This is a genomic window from Shewanella sp. UCD-FRSSP16_17 (genome assembly GCF_001675935.1).
GTDB lineage: Bacteria > Pseudomonadota > Gammaproteobacteria > Enterobacterales > Shewanellaceae > Shewanella > Shewanella japonica.
On sequence record NZ_LZFV01000005.1, the window covers coordinates 29,253 to 45,665 of the forward strand.

At 39.4% G+C, this 16,413-nt stretch carries 16 protein-coding genes; 12 read left to right on the top strand and 4 right to left on the bottom strand.

Annotation, left to right across the window (positions count from 1 at the left end; all coding sequences use genetic code 11):
* Nucleotides 1-338 precede the first annotated feature (338 nt).
* A complete protein-coding gene (locus tag A9267_RS08375) occupies nucleotides 339-722 on the bottom strand; it encodes an HU family DNA-binding protein (protein WP_331711999.1) in 384 nt (127 codons plus the stop codon).
* Between the two features lie 133 nt (nucleotides 723-855).
* Here A9267_RS08375 and A9267_RS08380 point away from each other — a divergent pair, with 133 nt between their 5' ends.
* From A9267_RS08380 to rplY, 3 genes are all read left to right on the top strand, one after another.
* Nucleotides 856-2,313 carry a L,D-transpeptidase family protein gene (locus A9267_RS08380; protein ID WP_065108894.1) on the top strand — a complete coding sequence of 486 codons (1,458 nt, stop codon included), beginning with the start codon at nucleotides 856-858 and terminating at the stop codon, nucleotides 2,311-2,313.
* A gap of 152 nt (nucleotides 2,314-2,465) precedes the next feature.
* A complete protein-coding gene (locus A9267_RS08385; protein WP_055024730.1) occupies nucleotides 2,466-3,014 on the top strand; it encodes a DUF882 domain-containing protein in 549 nt (182 codons plus the stop codon).
* A 200-nt stretch (nucleotides 3,015-3,214) separates the two neighbouring features.
* The gene (gene rplY, locus A9267_RS08390; RefSeq protein WP_055024729.1) at nucleotides 3,215-3,502 is read left to right on the top strand and encodes a 50S ribosomal protein L25; all 288 of its coding nucleotides are present in this window, start codon (nucleotides 3,215-3,217) and stop codon (nucleotides 3,500-3,502) included.
* 142 nt (nucleotides 3,503-3,644) lie between these two features.
* Here the strand turns inward: rplY and tamB are convergent, their stop codons facing one another.
* Nucleotides 3,645-7,595 carry an autotransporter assembly complex protein TamB gene (gene tamB, locus A9267_RS08395; RefSeq protein ID WP_065108895.1) on the bottom strand — a complete coding sequence of 1,317 codons (3,951 nt, stop codon included), beginning with the start codon at nucleotides 7,593-7,595 and terminating at the stop codon, nucleotides 3,645-3,647.
* On the bottom strand, nucleotides 7,595-9,445 hold the full coding sequence (locus A9267_RS08400) for an autotransporter assembly complex protein TamA (protein ID WP_443018790.1): 1,851 nt from the start codon (nucleotides 9,443-9,445) through the stop codon (nucleotides 7,595-7,597). The genes tamB and A9267_RS08400 overlap by 1 nt, the downstream gene beginning before the upstream one ends.
* A 133-nt stretch (nucleotides 9,446-9,578) precedes the next feature.
* Between A9267_RS08400 and A9267_RS08405 the strand changes: the two genes are divergently transcribed.
* From A9267_RS08405 to A9267_RS08445, 9 genes are all read left to right on the top strand, one after another.
* Entirely contained in the window at nucleotides 9,579-10,604 is a 1,026-nt protein-coding gene (locus A9267_RS08405; protein ID WP_055024727.1) for an isoaspartyl peptidase/L-asparaginase family protein, read from the top strand.
* Between the two features lie 657 nt (nucleotides 10,605-11,261).
* Nucleotides 11,262-12,266 carry a hypothetical protein gene (locus A9267_RS08410; RefSeq protein ID WP_065108896.1) on the top strand — a complete coding sequence of 335 codons (1,005 nt, stop codon included), beginning with the start codon at nucleotides 11,262-11,264 and terminating at the stop codon, nucleotides 12,264-12,266.
* A 115-nt stretch (nucleotides 12,267-12,381) separates the two neighbouring features.
* A complete protein-coding gene (locus tag A9267_RS08415; RefSeq protein ID WP_065108897.1) occupies nucleotides 12,382-12,978 on the top strand; it encodes a DUF1643 domain-containing protein in 597 nt (198 codons plus the stop codon).
* 127 nt (nucleotides 12,979-13,105) lie between these two features.
* Entirely contained in the window at nucleotides 13,106-13,639 is a 534-nt protein-coding gene (locus tag A9267_RS08420; protein WP_065108898.1) for a hypothetical protein, read from the top strand.
* 107 nt (nucleotides 13,640-13,746) lie between these two features.
* Entirely contained in the window at nucleotides 13,747-14,070 is a 324-nt protein-coding gene (locus A9267_RS08425; RefSeq protein ID WP_065108899.1) for a hypothetical protein, read from the top strand.
* 111 nt (nucleotides 14,071-14,181) lie between these two features.
* Nucleotides 14,182-14,532 carry a hypothetical protein gene (locus A9267_RS08430; RefSeq protein WP_065108900.1) on the top strand — a complete coding sequence of 117 codons (351 nt, stop codon included), beginning with the start codon at nucleotides 14,182-14,184 and terminating at the stop codon, nucleotides 14,530-14,532.
* A 113-nt stretch (nucleotides 14,533-14,645) separates the two neighbouring features.
* The gene (locus A9267_RS08435) at nucleotides 14,646-15,038 is read left to right on the top strand and encodes a hypothetical protein (RefSeq protein WP_065108901.1); all 393 of its coding nucleotides are present in this window, start codon (nucleotides 14,646-14,648) and stop codon (nucleotides 15,036-15,038) included.
* A gap of 221 nt (nucleotides 15,039-15,259) precedes the next feature.
* Nucleotides 15,260-15,568, top strand: coding sequence for a hypothetical protein (locus A9267_RS08440; RefSeq protein WP_156669128.1), 309 nt, complete (start codon nucleotides 15,260-15,262; stop codon nucleotides 15,566-15,568).
* A gap of 113 nt (nucleotides 15,569-15,681) precedes the next feature.
* On the top strand, nucleotides 15,682-16,032 hold the full coding sequence (locus A9267_RS08445) for a RidA family protein (protein ID WP_065108903.1): 351 nt from the start codon (nucleotides 15,682-15,684) through the stop codon (nucleotides 16,030-16,032).
* 39 nt (nucleotides 16,033-16,071) lie between these two features.
* On the opposite strand, the gene A9267_RS08450 is transcribed toward A9267_RS08445, so the two are convergent.
* Nucleotides 16,072-16,413 (bottom strand): transposase (locus A9267_RS08450; RefSeq protein ID WP_156669129.1); only part of this gene is annotated, 342 nt, incomplete at its 5' end.

Sequence of the window (16,413 nt, forward strand, 5' to 3'; positions counted from 1 at the left end):
CCCTCGTCGTTTTAAGATAGGGCGTGCTAGTTCAAGTCTGGCCTCGGGTACCACTATTTACATACGTAAGTATGGTGCGAAAAAGCCTCAACGAAAGTTGGGGCTTTTTTGTATCTAAAATTTGAATCTACGTTTAGGGCAAAAGATAAATCCCTCGTCGTTTTAAGGTAGGCTAACTGGGCCACTGTTTAATGTGCCGCTATGGATAAAATATAAAAAGCTTTGTAAGACGCATGTGAGCGCGCGTTTGCAAGATTTGAAAATGAAGTGAGATAGAATGTGAAAGCCTCCTATTATCCCAAATAGGAGGCTTTAATTTGTCTTTTGACGCTACTTTTTTATGGATTAATGTATTTTTTAAAGGCTGGAGCTGGTTTAAAGCTAGGTTGATTAAAACCTGGAATTTCGATGCTTTCACCCGTTTGCGGATTCCGTCCATTCTTAGCCAAATGATACCTTAATTCAAAGGTGCCAAATTGCGGTAAATACACTTTTTCGCCTTCTGCTAACGCTTTATGAAGTTGGATAAGAATTTGCTCTAACTGTGGCTTTAATTGAGATTGAGAAACGCCGGTATCAGACGCCATGACTTGTAATAATTGCTTCTTGTTCATAAATGCTGCAGTGAATAAATATTGAAAAAATTTTTGCGGGGCATGTTTATAACAGTTCTTATAATCCTTTCCTAGTTTCTTTAGTTCAATTAGCTGCTTAGTAGTCAGCGGTTAAGTTTTTTGTTCTATTTTTATCCTTCTTTCGTAGTAACTTGTAACTGAACGTCACAGTCTGTAACACAAGGTTGATATTTTTTTGCCATACTTAATTGTCTATGGCGTTAAGACGGGAGAGAAATGAATGAGAATTTTGTATTATCTACGTGTCTCTTTCACTTTTATTAGTTTGTTATCAATTGCTTTTGCAGGCCAAACTCATGCAGTGCAGTCCCAAAGGCTGTCACAAGATCAAATTCAGCCAGCAACATACAAAACACTTGCTCAGCATGTGACTTTACTTTCATTAGTGGAGTCTTCCGTTATTTGGCAAGATTACTTAACTATCTTGCAAAAGGGCAGTGAGGCTGAAAAACTCGAGTACATAGACAAAATTCAACAAGAGATCGCTCGCTTCTGGCATGATCGAAATGTACGCTTGCCTTATGATTCGCTGACTTCTTCTATGTCCGAAAAACGACAGGTTTATGCCTTAGAGCCTGCGGTTGAAGACTACCTTAGTGTTCAAAATCACATTAGGCGCTTATTGTGGCTGAATCAGCGCCATGATTGGCCTCAAATACAACCTGGTGGCTTATTAAGGCCTGGTGATAGCCATAAGACCATCAGTTTGATTTCTCAAAGACTCTGGTTATTGGGAGATTTATCTTCTCGATCTGAAACCCAATACACTTATGACAATACAATTGCGATGGCGGTGGCGAGATTTCAGCAGCGACATGGTTTGAAAGCTGATTCTGTTATTGGCCCCAAAACGTTACATTGGATTAATCAAACGCCACTGCAACGCGCTGAATTATTAGCCAGCAATTTTGTTGAAAAAACCAGTTATTTGTCTGACTTAGGTGAGCGCTACTTGTTAGTGAATATACCTGCATTTGAAATGGTATTAGTCAATGAAAGCCAAATCGCATTGAGCTCTAGAGTGATCGTAGGCAAAGCCTACAGACGAACACCTGTGATGCAGGGGCAAATCTCCAACATCGTCATCAACCCTACTTGGACCGTTCCTAAAAAACTAATGCGACGAGATATTCTGCCAAAGGTTGCCCAAGATGGACATTACATTACTGACAGGCAGTTTGATGTATTTGATATCACTGGCACTAAAGTGAATAAAACAGCGTCAGAGTGGCAAGATATTGTTTCAACAGGCCCGTTTCCTTATCGGTTAGTGCAGAGGCCTGGTAAGATAAATGCGCTTGGACGCTACAAATTTCACTTTAAAAATGATCTCAATATCTATTTACATGACACGCCAGATAAAGCCTTGTTTGATGAAGATGACCGAGCATTATCATCTGGCTGCATTCGAATCGAAAAAGTACAAGAACTAGCGGAGTGGTTTGCCGAAAATGTGGTGATTGATAAACGCACTTGGCATCGAATGCAGGAGCAAGGCGAGCAAACGCAATGGTTTTCACTTTCTCAAACAGTGCCAGTCCACCTGGTTTACTGGAATGCGTGGGTTGATGAAACTAACCTCGCTCAGTTTCGTAATGACATTTATCATTTAAATAACATTAAACAAACCGAAGTGGCCAATAATGCAGCAACTTCGTTACAAGTGTCTTCTCGTTAAGTTATTGACCAGATTAACACTTGCCGTTTTGTTCATAATTTAAGCTGATTTTATCGGTTTGAATGCTTGCTATTGTCTCACTTTCCGTTTAACTTCGCTTTCAATTGTGTAAAAAACGCACATGTTTTTGATTATTTGAAAGTGGTGAGTGAATGTCTTTAGTGTGTCCTGCCCGTCGGCAATTAGTGTTAGGTTTAAGTGGTGTTGCTGTTGCTTCTATGTTTTCCAATCCAGTTCAAGCAAGCCGTTCTACTCAAGGTGTTAGAGAACTCAGTTTTTACAATCGTCATACCGGAGAGCGTCAAAAAGGCCAGTTTTGGGCTGAAGGTGAGTATGACCAAGATACTTTGTCATTATTTAGCGAAGTACTACGTGATCATCGTCAGAACCAATCAGCGCCTATGGATAAGCGTTTATACGAATTTGTTTATCAGCTACAACAGGCTTTAGGTAATACTGATGAAGTTCATGTCATTTCCGGTTACCGCTCACCAAAAACCAACAATATGTTAGCAGCTAAGAGTAATGGAGTCGCAAAGAAAAGCTACCACATGAAAGGAATGGCGATGGATCTTGCAATCCCAGGCGTTGAGCTTAAAAGCCTTCGTGATGCTGCAAAGTCATTAAAATTGGGTGGCGTAGGTTATTATCCACGTTCTGGTTTTATTCATGTGGATTGTGGCCCTGTAAGAAGTTGGTAGTGTTTTCATATTGACACTATTAACGATGTGACTGCTTGATACTATCTTGAGAAGCATGAGTGAATGGTATGATTTTTACTTAATAACTTGTTGAGTCAAGGTGGCTATGATAGAATCCGCGCGCTTTGTTAAAGAACAAGCACGAGTTGTTATTGGTCGAAAATAACAACATCAATTTATTTTTTATAAGTGAGAAACACATGTCTTACACTATTCAAGCTGAAATCCGTACTGAAATCGGGAAAGGTTCGAGCCGCCGCCTACGTCATGCGAATTTAGTTCCTGCTGTTATCTACGGTCCAGGTAAAGAGCCAATGTCAATCAAAATGGCTCAAAAAGATATCGTAAACATTCAATTGAATGATGACTTCTACAACACTGACTTAACACTAGTTATCGACGGTAAAGAAGTTAAAGTACGTGTACAAGCAATGCAACGTCACGCGTACAAAACGCTAATCGAACACATTGATTTCAAATTTGCTTAATTGCTAGTTTGAGTGAAAAAAGCGCCTTAATGGCGCTTTTTTTGTGTCTGTAAATTGGCGGTATTGAAGTAACGGTAGTTCACTGTGAAATGACAAGCTGTATTAGGTTTATAGCAATAGCGGTTGCTATCGTTTTAGCGGATTAATCGACGTTAAAACTGTAGTAAATATCAAGAGACTGATTGATCGTCCCTGAGACGGTTTCTAAATATAACTGTGACAAAATATAGTATCGAACTGTCATCTCATATCCTGGGTTAAATACACCAATACCGTATTTCACCATTAAGTCTTCGCCAATGTAGCCACTAATGGCAAATCGTCCTTCATCGTTCGCATCTAGCTGGACGTTAGAAAAACCAAACTTTTCAATCAAGCCTGTGGCTGTTGAGCCAATATTATTGATTGCTCCACCACCTAATTGCGAGCCTAAGCTTAATGCAGCCCCCATCATTAAGGCATTATTTTGCTCATTGCTGGAGTTACTAAATCCTGCGCCAGTAATAATATAAGAGAGAATTTCTGCTTGCTCTTTTGCTGGACTTGAAAACAAGGTGACCTCAGGTTGCATTGCTGTACCTGTCACTCGTACGCCCGCAGTTAAGTCTTCATCTTTAATTTCTCTGACTGCTTCAATATTTAGATTAGGGACTTCGGTAGGGCCGGAGAATTGTACTTCGCCCGTACTAATCGTCAGTGTTTGTCCCATGAATTTATAAGAGCCATTAGTGACCTTAATATCACCAAATAGTAGGGGAGGCTTGAATGCTTGTTGTTGCAGCAAAAGGGTGCCACGTAATTTTCCGCTAAGGCCCATACCGTCAATCAGTAACTCATTACCAACTTTAATATTTAAATCCGAGACCACGGCGTAAGGGCTTGTTTGTTGTTCTTTTTCAGAAATAGAATCGTTAAATACGACATCTGAGGAAACGSCAACGCCGCCTTCTGCAAGCTGAACAACTGTAATTTCACCCGTTGGAATGTCGACATTGCCTTTTATCGCCAGTTGCGTTGTGTCGAAAGTAATATTGATGTCGGGAGAAATATCTAATATCGCAATTGGAGGTTGAATAAATGCGAGCTTGTCGCCCAGAATATCAATATCACCGCTAAATCGACCATCAGGCCAAGCCAACGTACCCGCCACACTCGCTTTACCATCTCCCATTGCTAACGTGCCATCAACTTTTGCCTGTTGACCTTTTAACTGCATTGCTAGAGTAATATCGTCAATTAACGTTGGGTTGTTCGTTGTGGCTAAAGCCCCGTTTTCTAGGCTTAAGCTTCCTTGCACCTCAGGCTGAGTTAGGTTACCTAATATACTCAGGTCCGCTGCGAACAAGCCTTCTAATGTTGCGAGTTTAGGGAAAAAGCCCCTCAGTGGCCCTATATTAATCGTATCGGCTTTGATAAAGCCTGTTAATGCGCGTTCTTCATCATTACTAATACTGATTTGGCTGTTAATTTCAGCAATATTCTCAGCGCTAACAATAAGGCTGCTTTTGAGCTGTGTTTCATCAATCACAGCATCCAGCTTGATGGTATCGTAGTGTAGGTTGATTCGATCGTTTTCGGTGCGGCGTAATGCTATATCCCCACCATTAAGCAATAGCGCAATGTTGGCTTTAAGTTTGTCAGTTTCTGACCACTGAGCTGTTGCTTCTAAGTCGGACTCACCAGTCCAGTTTAGACGAGGAGGCAGCAGCGGCTGTAACAAGTTACCTGGTTGGCCATTGATACTTAGCGAAAGATCGCCTTGAGTACCAAATCGACCTTGCTGGTTTAAACACAGACTACTATGGGTTTGAATTAAGCAAAAAGGCGTAATCTGTCCTTCTTGATTGAGCTGATCCCATTGGATATTAACAGGGTTATTTATTTGCCAAGCACCTAATAAATTTGAAATAACAAGTGAGTTAATGTCGGTATTAAAGGTTTGCTTTTGTTCATTAAACTGATTATTGATTTGAGTGTTTAATGCGATGTCACCTTGCGTATTGAGTTTAATTTTTTGTTCAGCAAGGGTTCCTTCGGCGCTAAGCGTTAATCCTGATAAATCAATCTGTTGCCATGAAAGCTGGTTATTATTGATGCTAAGGGTAAATTGATGTTCATTTAACGGTAGGTAATGGCCTTTAAGAGTTAACTGTTCAATATCAATATCAGCAAATTTAACATTACTCACTCGGCCACTTACGTCAACGATTGGTTGCGTATCATCCCCTGTCACATCAATTTTTGCATAAATTTCGCCTTTAGCATTAGGTAACCACTGGCTAACATCAGGTACGGAGAGCTCGGCATCGACATCCCAAAAACGGCTAGCTTGACCATTAATTAATAATTCTGCTCCTAATGCACTTGCCTGTAAATTGTCGGCATTGATGGCGAACTTATCATTGAATTCGATATTCCCTTTCACCGTTAACGGAAAATCATTTAATGTGCCACTGAGATCGGCATCTTCTATGGTTATTTGCCATTGTTCATCATCAATAACGCCAGCGGATAGCAGTGAACCATCAATATTGCTTGCAAGTTCCGTTAATTCATAAAGATAGGGGACTTTGTCTAGTTGAAGCGAAGATGTCGCTAATTGTGCTGACCAACTGACCTTATCATCAAAGTTGAGGTTGCCGTCTGCTACTAGGTTTCCAGCTTCTGACTCGACATCAAGATGCGAGATAATGAGCTCATTTTGACTAAGCTCAATATTGGCATCAAGCATTAAAAGAGGGTGATACGGGCTTAAAAACTCACCACTAAAAATGGCAGACTGTTGATGAATGTTTCCTTTACTGGTGAGCTTACTTAATCTCGCGGTGTAATCGGGTTTATCAAGTGGCCAGTTAATATTTGCTTGAGCAATTTCAATTTGATAATCCATTTCTGGCTTACTTAACTCAATAATTGCTTCGAAGTCGATGTCTACATCGCCAGTTGCAGACACTAATAACGATAAGTTGTCGAAACCATTCTCGGCCTCAATCGCTATTTTTTGTTGAGTAAAATCAGGTGCTTCAGTCACCTTGCTAAGGTTAAATTTGGCATCAATATTCATTGGGTAGTCATGATTAAGACTAATATCGCCAACGAGAGAAGCCTCGCCATAATCATGAGAGACCGATAATGCTTGCACATCAATTAAGTATTCAACATAGCTACCAGTTAGCGAAATATGAGAAAAATTATCAGTTCTATTACCTAATTTCATTACGCTGTCATGGGTAATGAGCTCATCAACATAAATAGGAAAAGTCATGTAAACGGCTGGCAAGTTGGCCATGGCCCAGGTTTCTAATTCTGATGATGAAACGTTTTTATCTTGATTATTTGGGCTTGAGGTTGCTTGCGTATCGGCAGTATCTTGTTGGGAAGATTCACCTAATGGTATATCGACTAATAAGCCTTCACTATGTAAGTAATTTACTCTGAGTCCACTCTTATTCCATAACGCTTTACCTTGCAGGCGACCTGCGTTGTAACGCATGTCATTCACTGTGACTTTTACGTCGTTCAGATCTAACTGATTGAGTCCAATAGTGACGGGTAAGATCAACGGTGAAGGGGATTGCTGTTCAGCGGCATCCTCATTATTGGTGTCTTTAGCGTTGTCATTTTCTGATGGCTTAGAAGGTTCATCATCTGCAAACTGATCGGTTTGTACTATGACAGTAACATCATCAGCAAAAAAGTTATCAACACAAATCTGTTTGTTAAAAAGACAAGTTGGAACCCATGAGAGGCTCAGGCCTTCAACCTCTACAGCGACGCCGTCCATTGACCAACGAGCAGTAGTAAATTCAAGTTGATTGTTTATAGTGCCTGATTTTAAGTTTAACGCTAAGTTAGGAACAAACTGGTTGGCTAGCATCACACTGATCTGGGCACCAATCGGAGTGCCAATCAGAATTGCTATCAGCATCAATAACAGTAAAGGGATATAAATAGCAGTACGAGTACAGAGTTTAAACGCTTGCCAACAACGACCTAAAAATGATTTTGGTGGTTTTGATGCAGGTATATGCGCTAACGATGAACTGTCGTGTTGATTGCTATCTTCTGTTTTAGGGGGCATAGAATCAGTCATTATAAGTCTGTCCCCATGGTTAAATGAATTCGCCAAGAACGATCAATGGTTTCAGTTTCTTTTAGGCCTACACCTAAGTCAAACTTAATAGGACCAATAGGTGAAATCCAATGTATACCGCCACCAACAGAGACGACAGGCTCAAATTGTTCAGTATCAAAAGCATTACCAGCATCGACAAAAGTGGCGACTCGCCAAGTGTCAGTGAGATAATATTGATACTCTAAACTACCAACGACTAAATAGCGTCCACCGACAACCTGCCTCGATAAGCCGCCCTCAGAGTTAACATACTCGATATATGGGCCTAACTCTTGAAAGCCGTAACCACGAATCGATTGATCGCCACCGGCAAAATAACGAAGTGAAGGCGAGATTTGATCAATTTGATCACTATCGGCAATATTTGCGCCTAAATCCAGACGTGATACAAAACGATGACGTTCAAAAAAAGTATCAATCCATTTTAATCTTGCTTCGATTTTCGTTAAGCGAATTTCAGAGCCTAGATTAGGATCGCCATACTCGAGACTGTAAGTTTGTCTAAAGCCTGACTTAGGGTCTAAGGTGTTGTCTCCACGCGTTGTTTTACTTAATCCAAAACCAGCCAATACAAATTGCGGGTCATAGTCAGTATCAGATTGATTATAAAACTCATGGTTATATTCTAAGGAGTAGCCAAATAACCAACCGCTGTCTAATCGTTGTTGCCTGATTATCCCAAACAAACGTTTTTCAGATTCCAATTGCCCCGTATAATCGTAGTTTCTGTCATCTTCATTGTAATCTTGCGTTACCCCGTATTTATCACGTAATAAACCAACCCTAAATTTAAGCTGATCATCAAGAGGATGAGTTAACGGAATGGTATAAGTGGTTAAAAACTTCGGTCTGTCAGGCGACCATTCCATTGTGGTTTCTTGGGTATGACCATAACTGTTAATTTCTGGCATACGCCAAGTAAGCCGAACTCTTGGCTCAACGGTTTTTTCTGCATTGGTTCCAATATCGGCGCCCAAACCCACCTCAAAAGAGTGAGTGGGTCTTGGGGCTAAATCAACTTTAATCGGTACTTTAGTCTCAGACATGTTATCAATTTGAGGTAACACTTTAATATTACTGAAATAACCGGTATCAATTAAATTCCGATTAAGCCGATTTAGGCGTTGGGTTGAGTAATTCGCATTAGGGTCAAATGGAATGAGTTTTTCAAGTAAATCATCATTTATGGTCTGGCCTGAAAACGTGACTTCCCCCATTTTGTATCGTCTTCCTGATTCAAAATAGAGGTGGATTTTAGCGGTATTTAAATCACGATTGATTTCAATTTCAGAGCGAGTAAAAGCCCCGTCAAAATAGCCTCTGGCCAGTGCGAGTGTTACTAGGTTTGATTTTAATTCTGAATAAACACCATGGTTAAGGGTATCACCTGGTTTAATTGTTAACTGATCCATCCAGCGATTAAAGCTATTATCATCGAGCATTTCATCACTGAATTTGATGTCAATCCATTGAATGATAGTCGGTTCGCCTTCATCAATATTAATAGTGAGTTTCCAAGGGGAGTTTTTGGACTCGGTAACATTAATATCCACTTTTGCGTGATATCGGCCCATTGATTCAAGTGCAGCGGTAACATTATCTTCTACGGTAAACAAAAATGCGCGGCGCTGAACTTGAGAAGTGGGTGATTCACCTAAGTGAGCACGTACGTTTTTGGCCAAACTGCCTGAAACACCCTGCAGTTCAATCGTTAGCCATTCATCTTTTTTAGCCCAAGCAAAATTTGATGCCAATGAAACAAGGGCAACGCAAATGACTAGGCAATATTGTAAAGACTTGGATAACAATGACTGAATGCTTATCAACGAATAAAGATGGTTTACCTATTGTCGCCAGATTACCGCAATCAGGCAAGGTTATGATTGAAATTATCGCCTGAAATGGTTACAAAGATACAAACTGATCAAGGACTTGCTTAAAATGAAAACAATAACACTAGCACTGATAGCATCAATGGCTTTATTTTCTGGTTTAGCGAACGCAAAAACGAAACCTTTTGCGATAGCCATTCATGGTGGAGCAGGGACCATTCAGCAAAGTAGCTTTACCCCTGAGCAAGAAAAAGCCTATCGAGCGAAGCTAAAAGAAGCGGTAGATGCAGGCTATGCTGTTTTAGATAAAGGCGGCTCTAGTTTAAGTGCAGTAACCACTGCAATTAATGTACTAGAAAACTCACCGTATTTTAATGCGGGTAAAGGAGCGGTATACACTCATAATGAACAGCATGAAATGGATGCATCTATTATGGATGGTAATACCATGAACGCAGGTGCGGTTGCTGGCGTTAAACACATTAAAAATCCGATTGATTTAGCGCGCTTGGTAATGGATGAGTCTGTCCATGTCATGCTTTATGGAGAAGGGGCTGAAGAGTTTGCTTTAACTCAGGGGGTCCAATTGGTGGCTAACGAAACCTTTAATACCCAAAAACGTTATCAAGGTTTACAGCGTGCAAAAGCAAAAATGGCTGAAGCGAAAACCAGTGCAGATTATCAAGCGGCTCACCAACAACTTGATACTGAATATAAAGTTGGCACTGTTGGCGCTGTCGCATTAGATAAACAAGGTAATATTAGCGCAGGTACCTCAACCGGCGGAATGACCAATAAACGCTATGGTCGTATTGGCGATGCGCCCGTTATTGGTGCTGGAACTTATGCTGAGAATGGAGTGTGCGCAGTGTCAGCGACTGGACATGGTGAGTATTTTATTCGCTACCAAGTCGCTGGTGACATTTGCGCGAAGGTGAAATACCAAAGTAAATCGATTATTCAGGCTGCGGATGAGGTGATTAATCAAAGATTGATTACCGCAGGTGGTACGGGTGGCGTGATAGCCATTGATCATCGCGGTAATATTGCGACCCCTTTTAATACAGAAGGGATGTACCGTGCAACGCGTAAGAGTGGGGAAGAAGCACAAGTGATGATTTGGCGTGATAAGTAAGCCTTAACTTTCTTTGTTATTGTTATCAATCACGATTGAGATTTAAAAAAGCATCAAGTTTTCGCTTGGTGCTTTTTTAGTTCAGCCTATGCTGAGTTTGAGGTCGTAACTTATATGTGTTCCAAACCTTGTTTACGGCTTTGACCCAAATGAAGTTTGGAAATAAAAGATGAGGTAACGATCATCAAAAGTGCATTTACAAGCTTAATATCTAGCTCATTTATGCCCCATAACGAGCTAGCGAGAGAAACTCATGTGGCGGTGAGCGGAAATATCCCCTGATATTTTCTAGTCTTTTGTGCACTATATCTGATTTTGAAGTGCTGGATAGATATACAGTTATCATTGTACACAGATGAATTGTGAGTATAGTGAGCAAAAAATCGGGTGATTTATGCTCGATAAACTTCTAGTTTTTTGATAAGTTGTTGAATCTAAAGTTATTGATAAAAGGTTGTAGAGACCTCTACATCAAAGCGCTCATTTTTGCGGGCTTGATATGAATAAAACGGGTGTTAAATTTTCATTTTATCAATACTAAACAGTCGGTTGGCTTGGTATCGTTGCTACTAAGTTGAATTTTGTCAGGAACATTATCGAGCAGCTATATAATAAGCTGTTAAGTGGCTTAGATAGTAAGTGTAAGAATCATAGATTATGGAAGATAAAATAGTTTCAGCAGTGAAAGACTTTGCTAACTCGATAAATTCGGGAGGTAAAATGGTGGCTGATATGTCATCTCTAATTGATGTGACTTCTCAGCTACCTCTTAGTAGTTTTGACTATTGGGAACGCTTAATTAGGTCGGAATTTTCCTTGGCATTAAGGAAGTCAACTCCACCAAAGTGGAAAGTATGGTCTAAACCTAGTGAACTTCTGACTTGGTTAGATTTAATAAGTTGGGATGGTTACAAGCGAGAAAAAACTTTACGAACACTGTCTGGTGCTGCTCCAAACACTTTCTTTTTTTCACTTGCCATTCGTAGGCTTAATGATTGGGTGCCTCAAGTTCGTGAGGCCGCAAGGGAAAAGCTTCCTGAGATTGCAAAGGCGACTAACCCAGAATTTGTTGTTGAAGCGCTTTGTATCGCGCTATCTAATTGGAATTCATGGGGCAGGATTAAGGAAGAAGATAAAAATGTTCTCTTACAAATAATTTGTGACGAAGAAATAGCTGAATCACTAAGATCGAAGTTAATTTCATCCACCTCTGGACCAATGCCTTCTCTATTCTCTCAACTTGGTCGCACACCGATTCTTGATGAAAACATTGAAAATATTGCGAGTAAAGCCGCTCAGCCTACGGTTCGTGCTAAAGCTTACCGTAGTTTATTTGAAGGCAAGATTTCATGGATTGAAGGAAGAAAATGGGAATGGACAGATATAAGGTATTGCGAAGGTAGGCTAAACCCTATCGTCGCAGAACGGGAAGTAAGTGTTCAAACATCATTGCTCACTTTACTCAACCTCTCTTCGGAAGATAGGTCTTCAATTGTAAGGCGTATTTCAGCAGAGATTTTGATACGAGATCTATCAAATATTGGAGTTATTGCTAGGGATTATGCTGAAAAGTTTGCATCAGATAAGTCCCAAGCAGTATCTGAAAGAGGACGGTTTGCTTTAAAGAAACTAGAAGAGATAGATCGTGCAAATGCCACTTAACAAGCAGTAGCAACGGACTCGTCAACCTGTCACTTGTTTTGCAAAAAGCCGCAAACAAGCGCCTGTTTAACTCGCCGCTGTGCTGGGCGTTAAATGCCTAGATGGAGTTCGGTGAATGGTGGGTAGAGTTGTTCATTACAAAGAGTTTGTAGATAAAGATTCAATTACGATAGATTGTGACGATCTTAATTATAGATACTCACTAACCATTCCTTTTAATCGTGAAGGAGAGAAATCTGCATTAGTTATAATGATGAATCCATCGAAAGCTACAGATAAAATTTCAGATAACACTATTAATAATGTGCTTACTCGTATTTACAATGAGTGCCCTGATGTATCAAAAATAACGATAACTAACCTTTATCCTCTTTATGAAACCTATTCTGAGAAATTAGAAAATCATAAAGAACAAAGCCAAATTAATTTTAAAAAAATGGAAACGGCTATATCTCAGAGTGACTTCGTACTCTTAGGTTGGGGGAAACCCACAGATAAAAATAATAAAGATCTTCAAAAAATAAAATACCATGAGCATGCTCTAAAAGCAGTTAAGTTACTTCAATCTCAGAAAGTACCTGCTTTCAAGGTTGGTGATTTACGAGATGATTTATTCCCGAAACATCTCGGTCGTCAGAGTTTTGATCTAAAAATGTCTAAAATAGATTTAGGTACACTTGCTAAAAAAATAAATAAAAAAATAAAAGTATGAGTATTGGTAGGCACTTAACAAGTCAATTTAAACGGAACTAAAACAGTGTGCCATGTTTCGTTCCTCAACAAGTTTGGCACACAATTTTAGTCCGCTTAATGTGGGCGTTAGTTTGCAGGGAAGTATCGTGCATATCGAATTCTTGAGAGATAAAAATCAAATAATGCCTAAAATAGAAAGTCCTTCTGAGGTTTATTCTATGAAAATATGGCACTGCAATTTTAACTCACTCAAATCAATCCATGAATGTAATAACTTAGAGCAACTATCTATTGCTACGTTACCTGAAAGTGATTTTGAATTTCTTAGTAAATGTCATAACTTAAAATTGCTGTCAATTGTACATTTGCCTGACATTGCAAGCTTCGAGAGCTTTCCAATTTTAAATCAACTTGAAACCCTTTCTCTTTCTACGCTACCTAGTTGGGATTCTTCGGGTAAAAAAACAACAGTAGACTCATTAGCTCCTTTGGCTAAGCTGCCTAATCTAAAGCACATTGAATTGTTTGGCGTTGTCCCAGACGATTTGTCTATTGAGGCTCTTAACATTTTTAATAACGTACAGAGCGCTCGCTTTTCTAAATATCCTAAAAGATTACTAAATACATTTTACAAACAGTCAGGCGTAAGCGATGATTGGGCACCAGAAATTGCAAACTAACAAGTCGTTTAAAAGGACAAAAAACAGTTGGCTTTTGCTCCTACGTCGCTAATTTTAGCCAACTATTTTATTGCCTCTTAACGAGGCGTTAGGGTTACAAGGAAAGAATGTCGCATATCGAACAATTTTGTGAATCAGCTATTGCTAAAGGTGATGGGACAACATCTCGTGACCACGAATATTTTGAAACTATGAAATCATCTATTGCTCATATTTCTGATTCATCTAAATTACTCCCTTTACTTAACCACGAAAATGCTTGGGTAGTTTGCTGGGTTGCCAGTCATTTATTAGCGACAGACAACACTAAAAAGACTATTAATGCTCTAAAAGCTTTAGTTAAAAAAGGTGGGGTTTCAGGTTTTAGTGCTGAAATGGTAGTTCAAGAGTTTAATCAAGGTAGCTTTGTGTCGCCTTTAGAGCAAAAGTAACCCTAACAAGTCGTTCAAGTGGGACTCGTAACAGTTGGCTCGGTTTCGCTTCGCTACACATTTTAGCCAACAATTACTCGCCCCTTAACGAGGCGTTAGGGTTACCGAGATATGGAAGTCGCATCTATCAATCTAAAATCATCTACGGCTGATTGTGAAGAGAATCCAAAGATTGAATGGAATAAATTTGATTTAAGCATTTGCTATAAGAATTGGAGCAACGAAAGTGTTACTCTGAAATTCTTTGATGTGCCTCATTTTAAAATGGTGAGTAGCGATGAATTAACTGTTTCAACTTTAAGCGATGGTTGTGTTTATGAAGTCACAAACTCTGAGCTAACCGCAAGCTTAATCAAATGTGGTGAAATCACAAAAGAAGAAGAGTTTAAGCATTGGCTTATTGGTTTCAATGGGATCGGTTCCTTCATTGAAGTAGTCTTCAGAGGCTTTGATGAAAAGTAACCCTAACAAGGCATTCAAAARGACAAAAAACAGTTGGTTTTTGCTCCTTCGTCGCTTATTTTAACCAACTATTTTTAGCCTCTTAATGAGGCGTTATACATCAAGGATAGTCCATGTCAGTGTTCGAGATACCTAGGTATAAAGAAAATCCAATTTATCTTTTTTTTGAGTCCTACATCTTAAATACATTAGGTTTTGTTAGCTCAGATAGATATAGACAAATTCAAGAAATGAACATCCAAAAAGTTTTTGATTCATCTCATTCTGATTGGCCTTTGGTTGTTGAAGAAGTATTAGATCTATCCGACACAATTCATATTGCTATTAAGCACTTGTGGCTGAAAAATATGGAGTACTATTATGAGTTCGAAGAAGGGTACTTAGCTTTTGCTCAAGACTTCACCGACAACTACATGAAAGCTGAGTCTGAAATAGATATTTGGACTAAAGAAAGCTTAGCGTCTGCTATTACATACATAAATAGCAGTGGTGAATTTGATGTATAACAAGCGCCTAAACTCCGACAATGTTATTTTGTCATGGTTTTGGCAAAAAACGCAAAAAGCCATGCCAACACATTGCGTGTTAGGCGGGCGTTATATAGCACAAGGAAGTTATGCGATACCTTCTAATTTTTTGCATTATTTTATTATGCAGTTGCTCAAGGGAATATCACCCTGCGATTGGTGGAATTCAATTTTCTATAAATGGTGTCGATAAGGCTGAGTTGATAAGTAAACTTGATTCTTTCGCTCTCAATAATGACCTTAATAAAATCTCTGAAGGGGGCGAACAAATGCTCCCAGAAAAAGCGGCTGTTTTGGTTGCTGCTAAATATGAATTAGATGACAGCACTCACATTTTCATTCAAAACTATTTAGATCATGAGTGCTTTTTTGCTGCGGCTTATGACTATGATAAAAATAATGGTAATAAAGCACTAGAAATTGCACAATCGTTAAAGCAAAATTTAATTAAATCCTTTGGCACTAGGCTCACTTTCTACAACGATAGTCAGTGTCAAAGTGCTATATAACAAGCACTTTAAACGGAACAAAAACAGTTGGCTAAGTTCCGCTTCGCTTCACATTATAGCCAACAATTTTTGTCCGCTTAAGTGGGCGTTAGCAGTACAGAAGAGTATCGTTGATGATTGAGAGAAAAAGTGGAATTTATGATGGCCGTAATAAATCATCAGCATATAAAGATCTAGTTTGGACTGTTGCTACATCCTCTGATACTTCAGTGGGTATTGAGGAACAAACAAAACTTACCTTAGACACTATTCAAGCTAATTTAGTCGAGCTAGGCTCAGACAAAACTAGAATTGTTTCGGCTCAAGTATATATTGCTGATATGGCTGAAAAAACACTAATGGATTCAGTTTGGAAAAATTGGTTTGGTCAAAATCCTGAGCATTGGCCTCAAAGAGCCTGTTTAGGTGTAAACCTTGAAGGTGATGTATTAATAGAAATAACTGTAACTGCGGTACGGAGTTAAAGTACTGCTAACAAGAGACTATGGCGTCAATAGCTAATTTCATATTTTTGGCGCTTCCCACATTACACCATCTCTTAGCATTGAATTCAGTGTTACAACCATCTTTCTAATACAGGCAATAATGGCTACTTTCTTTGGTTTTCCGGCTGCGACTAAACGTTGGTAAGTTGCTTTGAAAACAGGATTTGATTGTATGGCTGACATCATTGCCATATACAAAACTGTCCTGACCTGATGCCGTCCACCTTGTATCTTTCTTTGGCCTTTGAAGCGACCACTTTCCTTATTCATTGGTGCAACACCAACTAATGAACTCGCTTCTTTATTATTAATATATCCGAGTTCTGGTAGGTTACTGATAATTGAAGCTGCGGCTATTTT

Bases quoted from the DNA above. Each gene is read 5' to 3' on its own strand.
- A9267_RS08430 (WP_065108900.1), top strand. From the start codon at position 14,182: ATGGAAGTCGCATCTATCAATCTAAAATCATCTACGGCTGATTGTGAA.
- A9267_RS08380 (WP_065108894.1), top strand. From the start codon at position 856: ATGAGAATTTTGTATTATCTACGTGTCTCTTTCACTTTTATTAGTTTG.
- A9267_RS08425 (WP_065108899.1), top strand. From the start codon at position 13,747: ATGTCGCATATCGAACAATTTTGTGAATCAGCTATTGCTAAAGGTGAT.
- A9267_RS08410 (WP_065108896.1), top strand. From the start codon at position 11,262: ATGGAAGATAAAATAGTTTCAGCAGTGAAAGACTTTGCTAACTCGATA.
- A9267_RS08445 (WP_065108903.1), top strand. From the start codon at position 15,682: ATGATTGAGAGAAAAAGTGGAATTTATGATGGCCGTAATAAATCATCA.
- A9267_RS08415 (WP_065108897.1), top strand. From the start codon at position 12,382: ATGGTGGGTAGAGTTGTTCATTACAAAGAGTTTGTAGATAAAGATTCA.
- rplY (WP_055024729.1), top strand. From the start codon at position 3,215: ATGTCTTACACTATTCAAGCTGAAATCCGTACTGAAATCGGGAAAGGT.
- A9267_RS08405 (WP_055024727.1), top strand. From the start codon at position 9,579: ATGAAAACAATAACACTAGCACTGATAGCATCAATGGCTTTATTTTCT.
- A9267_RS08385 (WP_055024730.1), top strand. From the start codon at position 2,466: ATGTCTTTAGTGTGTCCTGCCCGTCGGCAATTAGTGTTAGGTTTAAGT.
- A9267_RS08435 (WP_065108901.1), top strand. From the start codon at position 14,646: ATGTCAGTGTTCGAGATACCTAGGTATAAAGAAAATCCAATTTATCTT.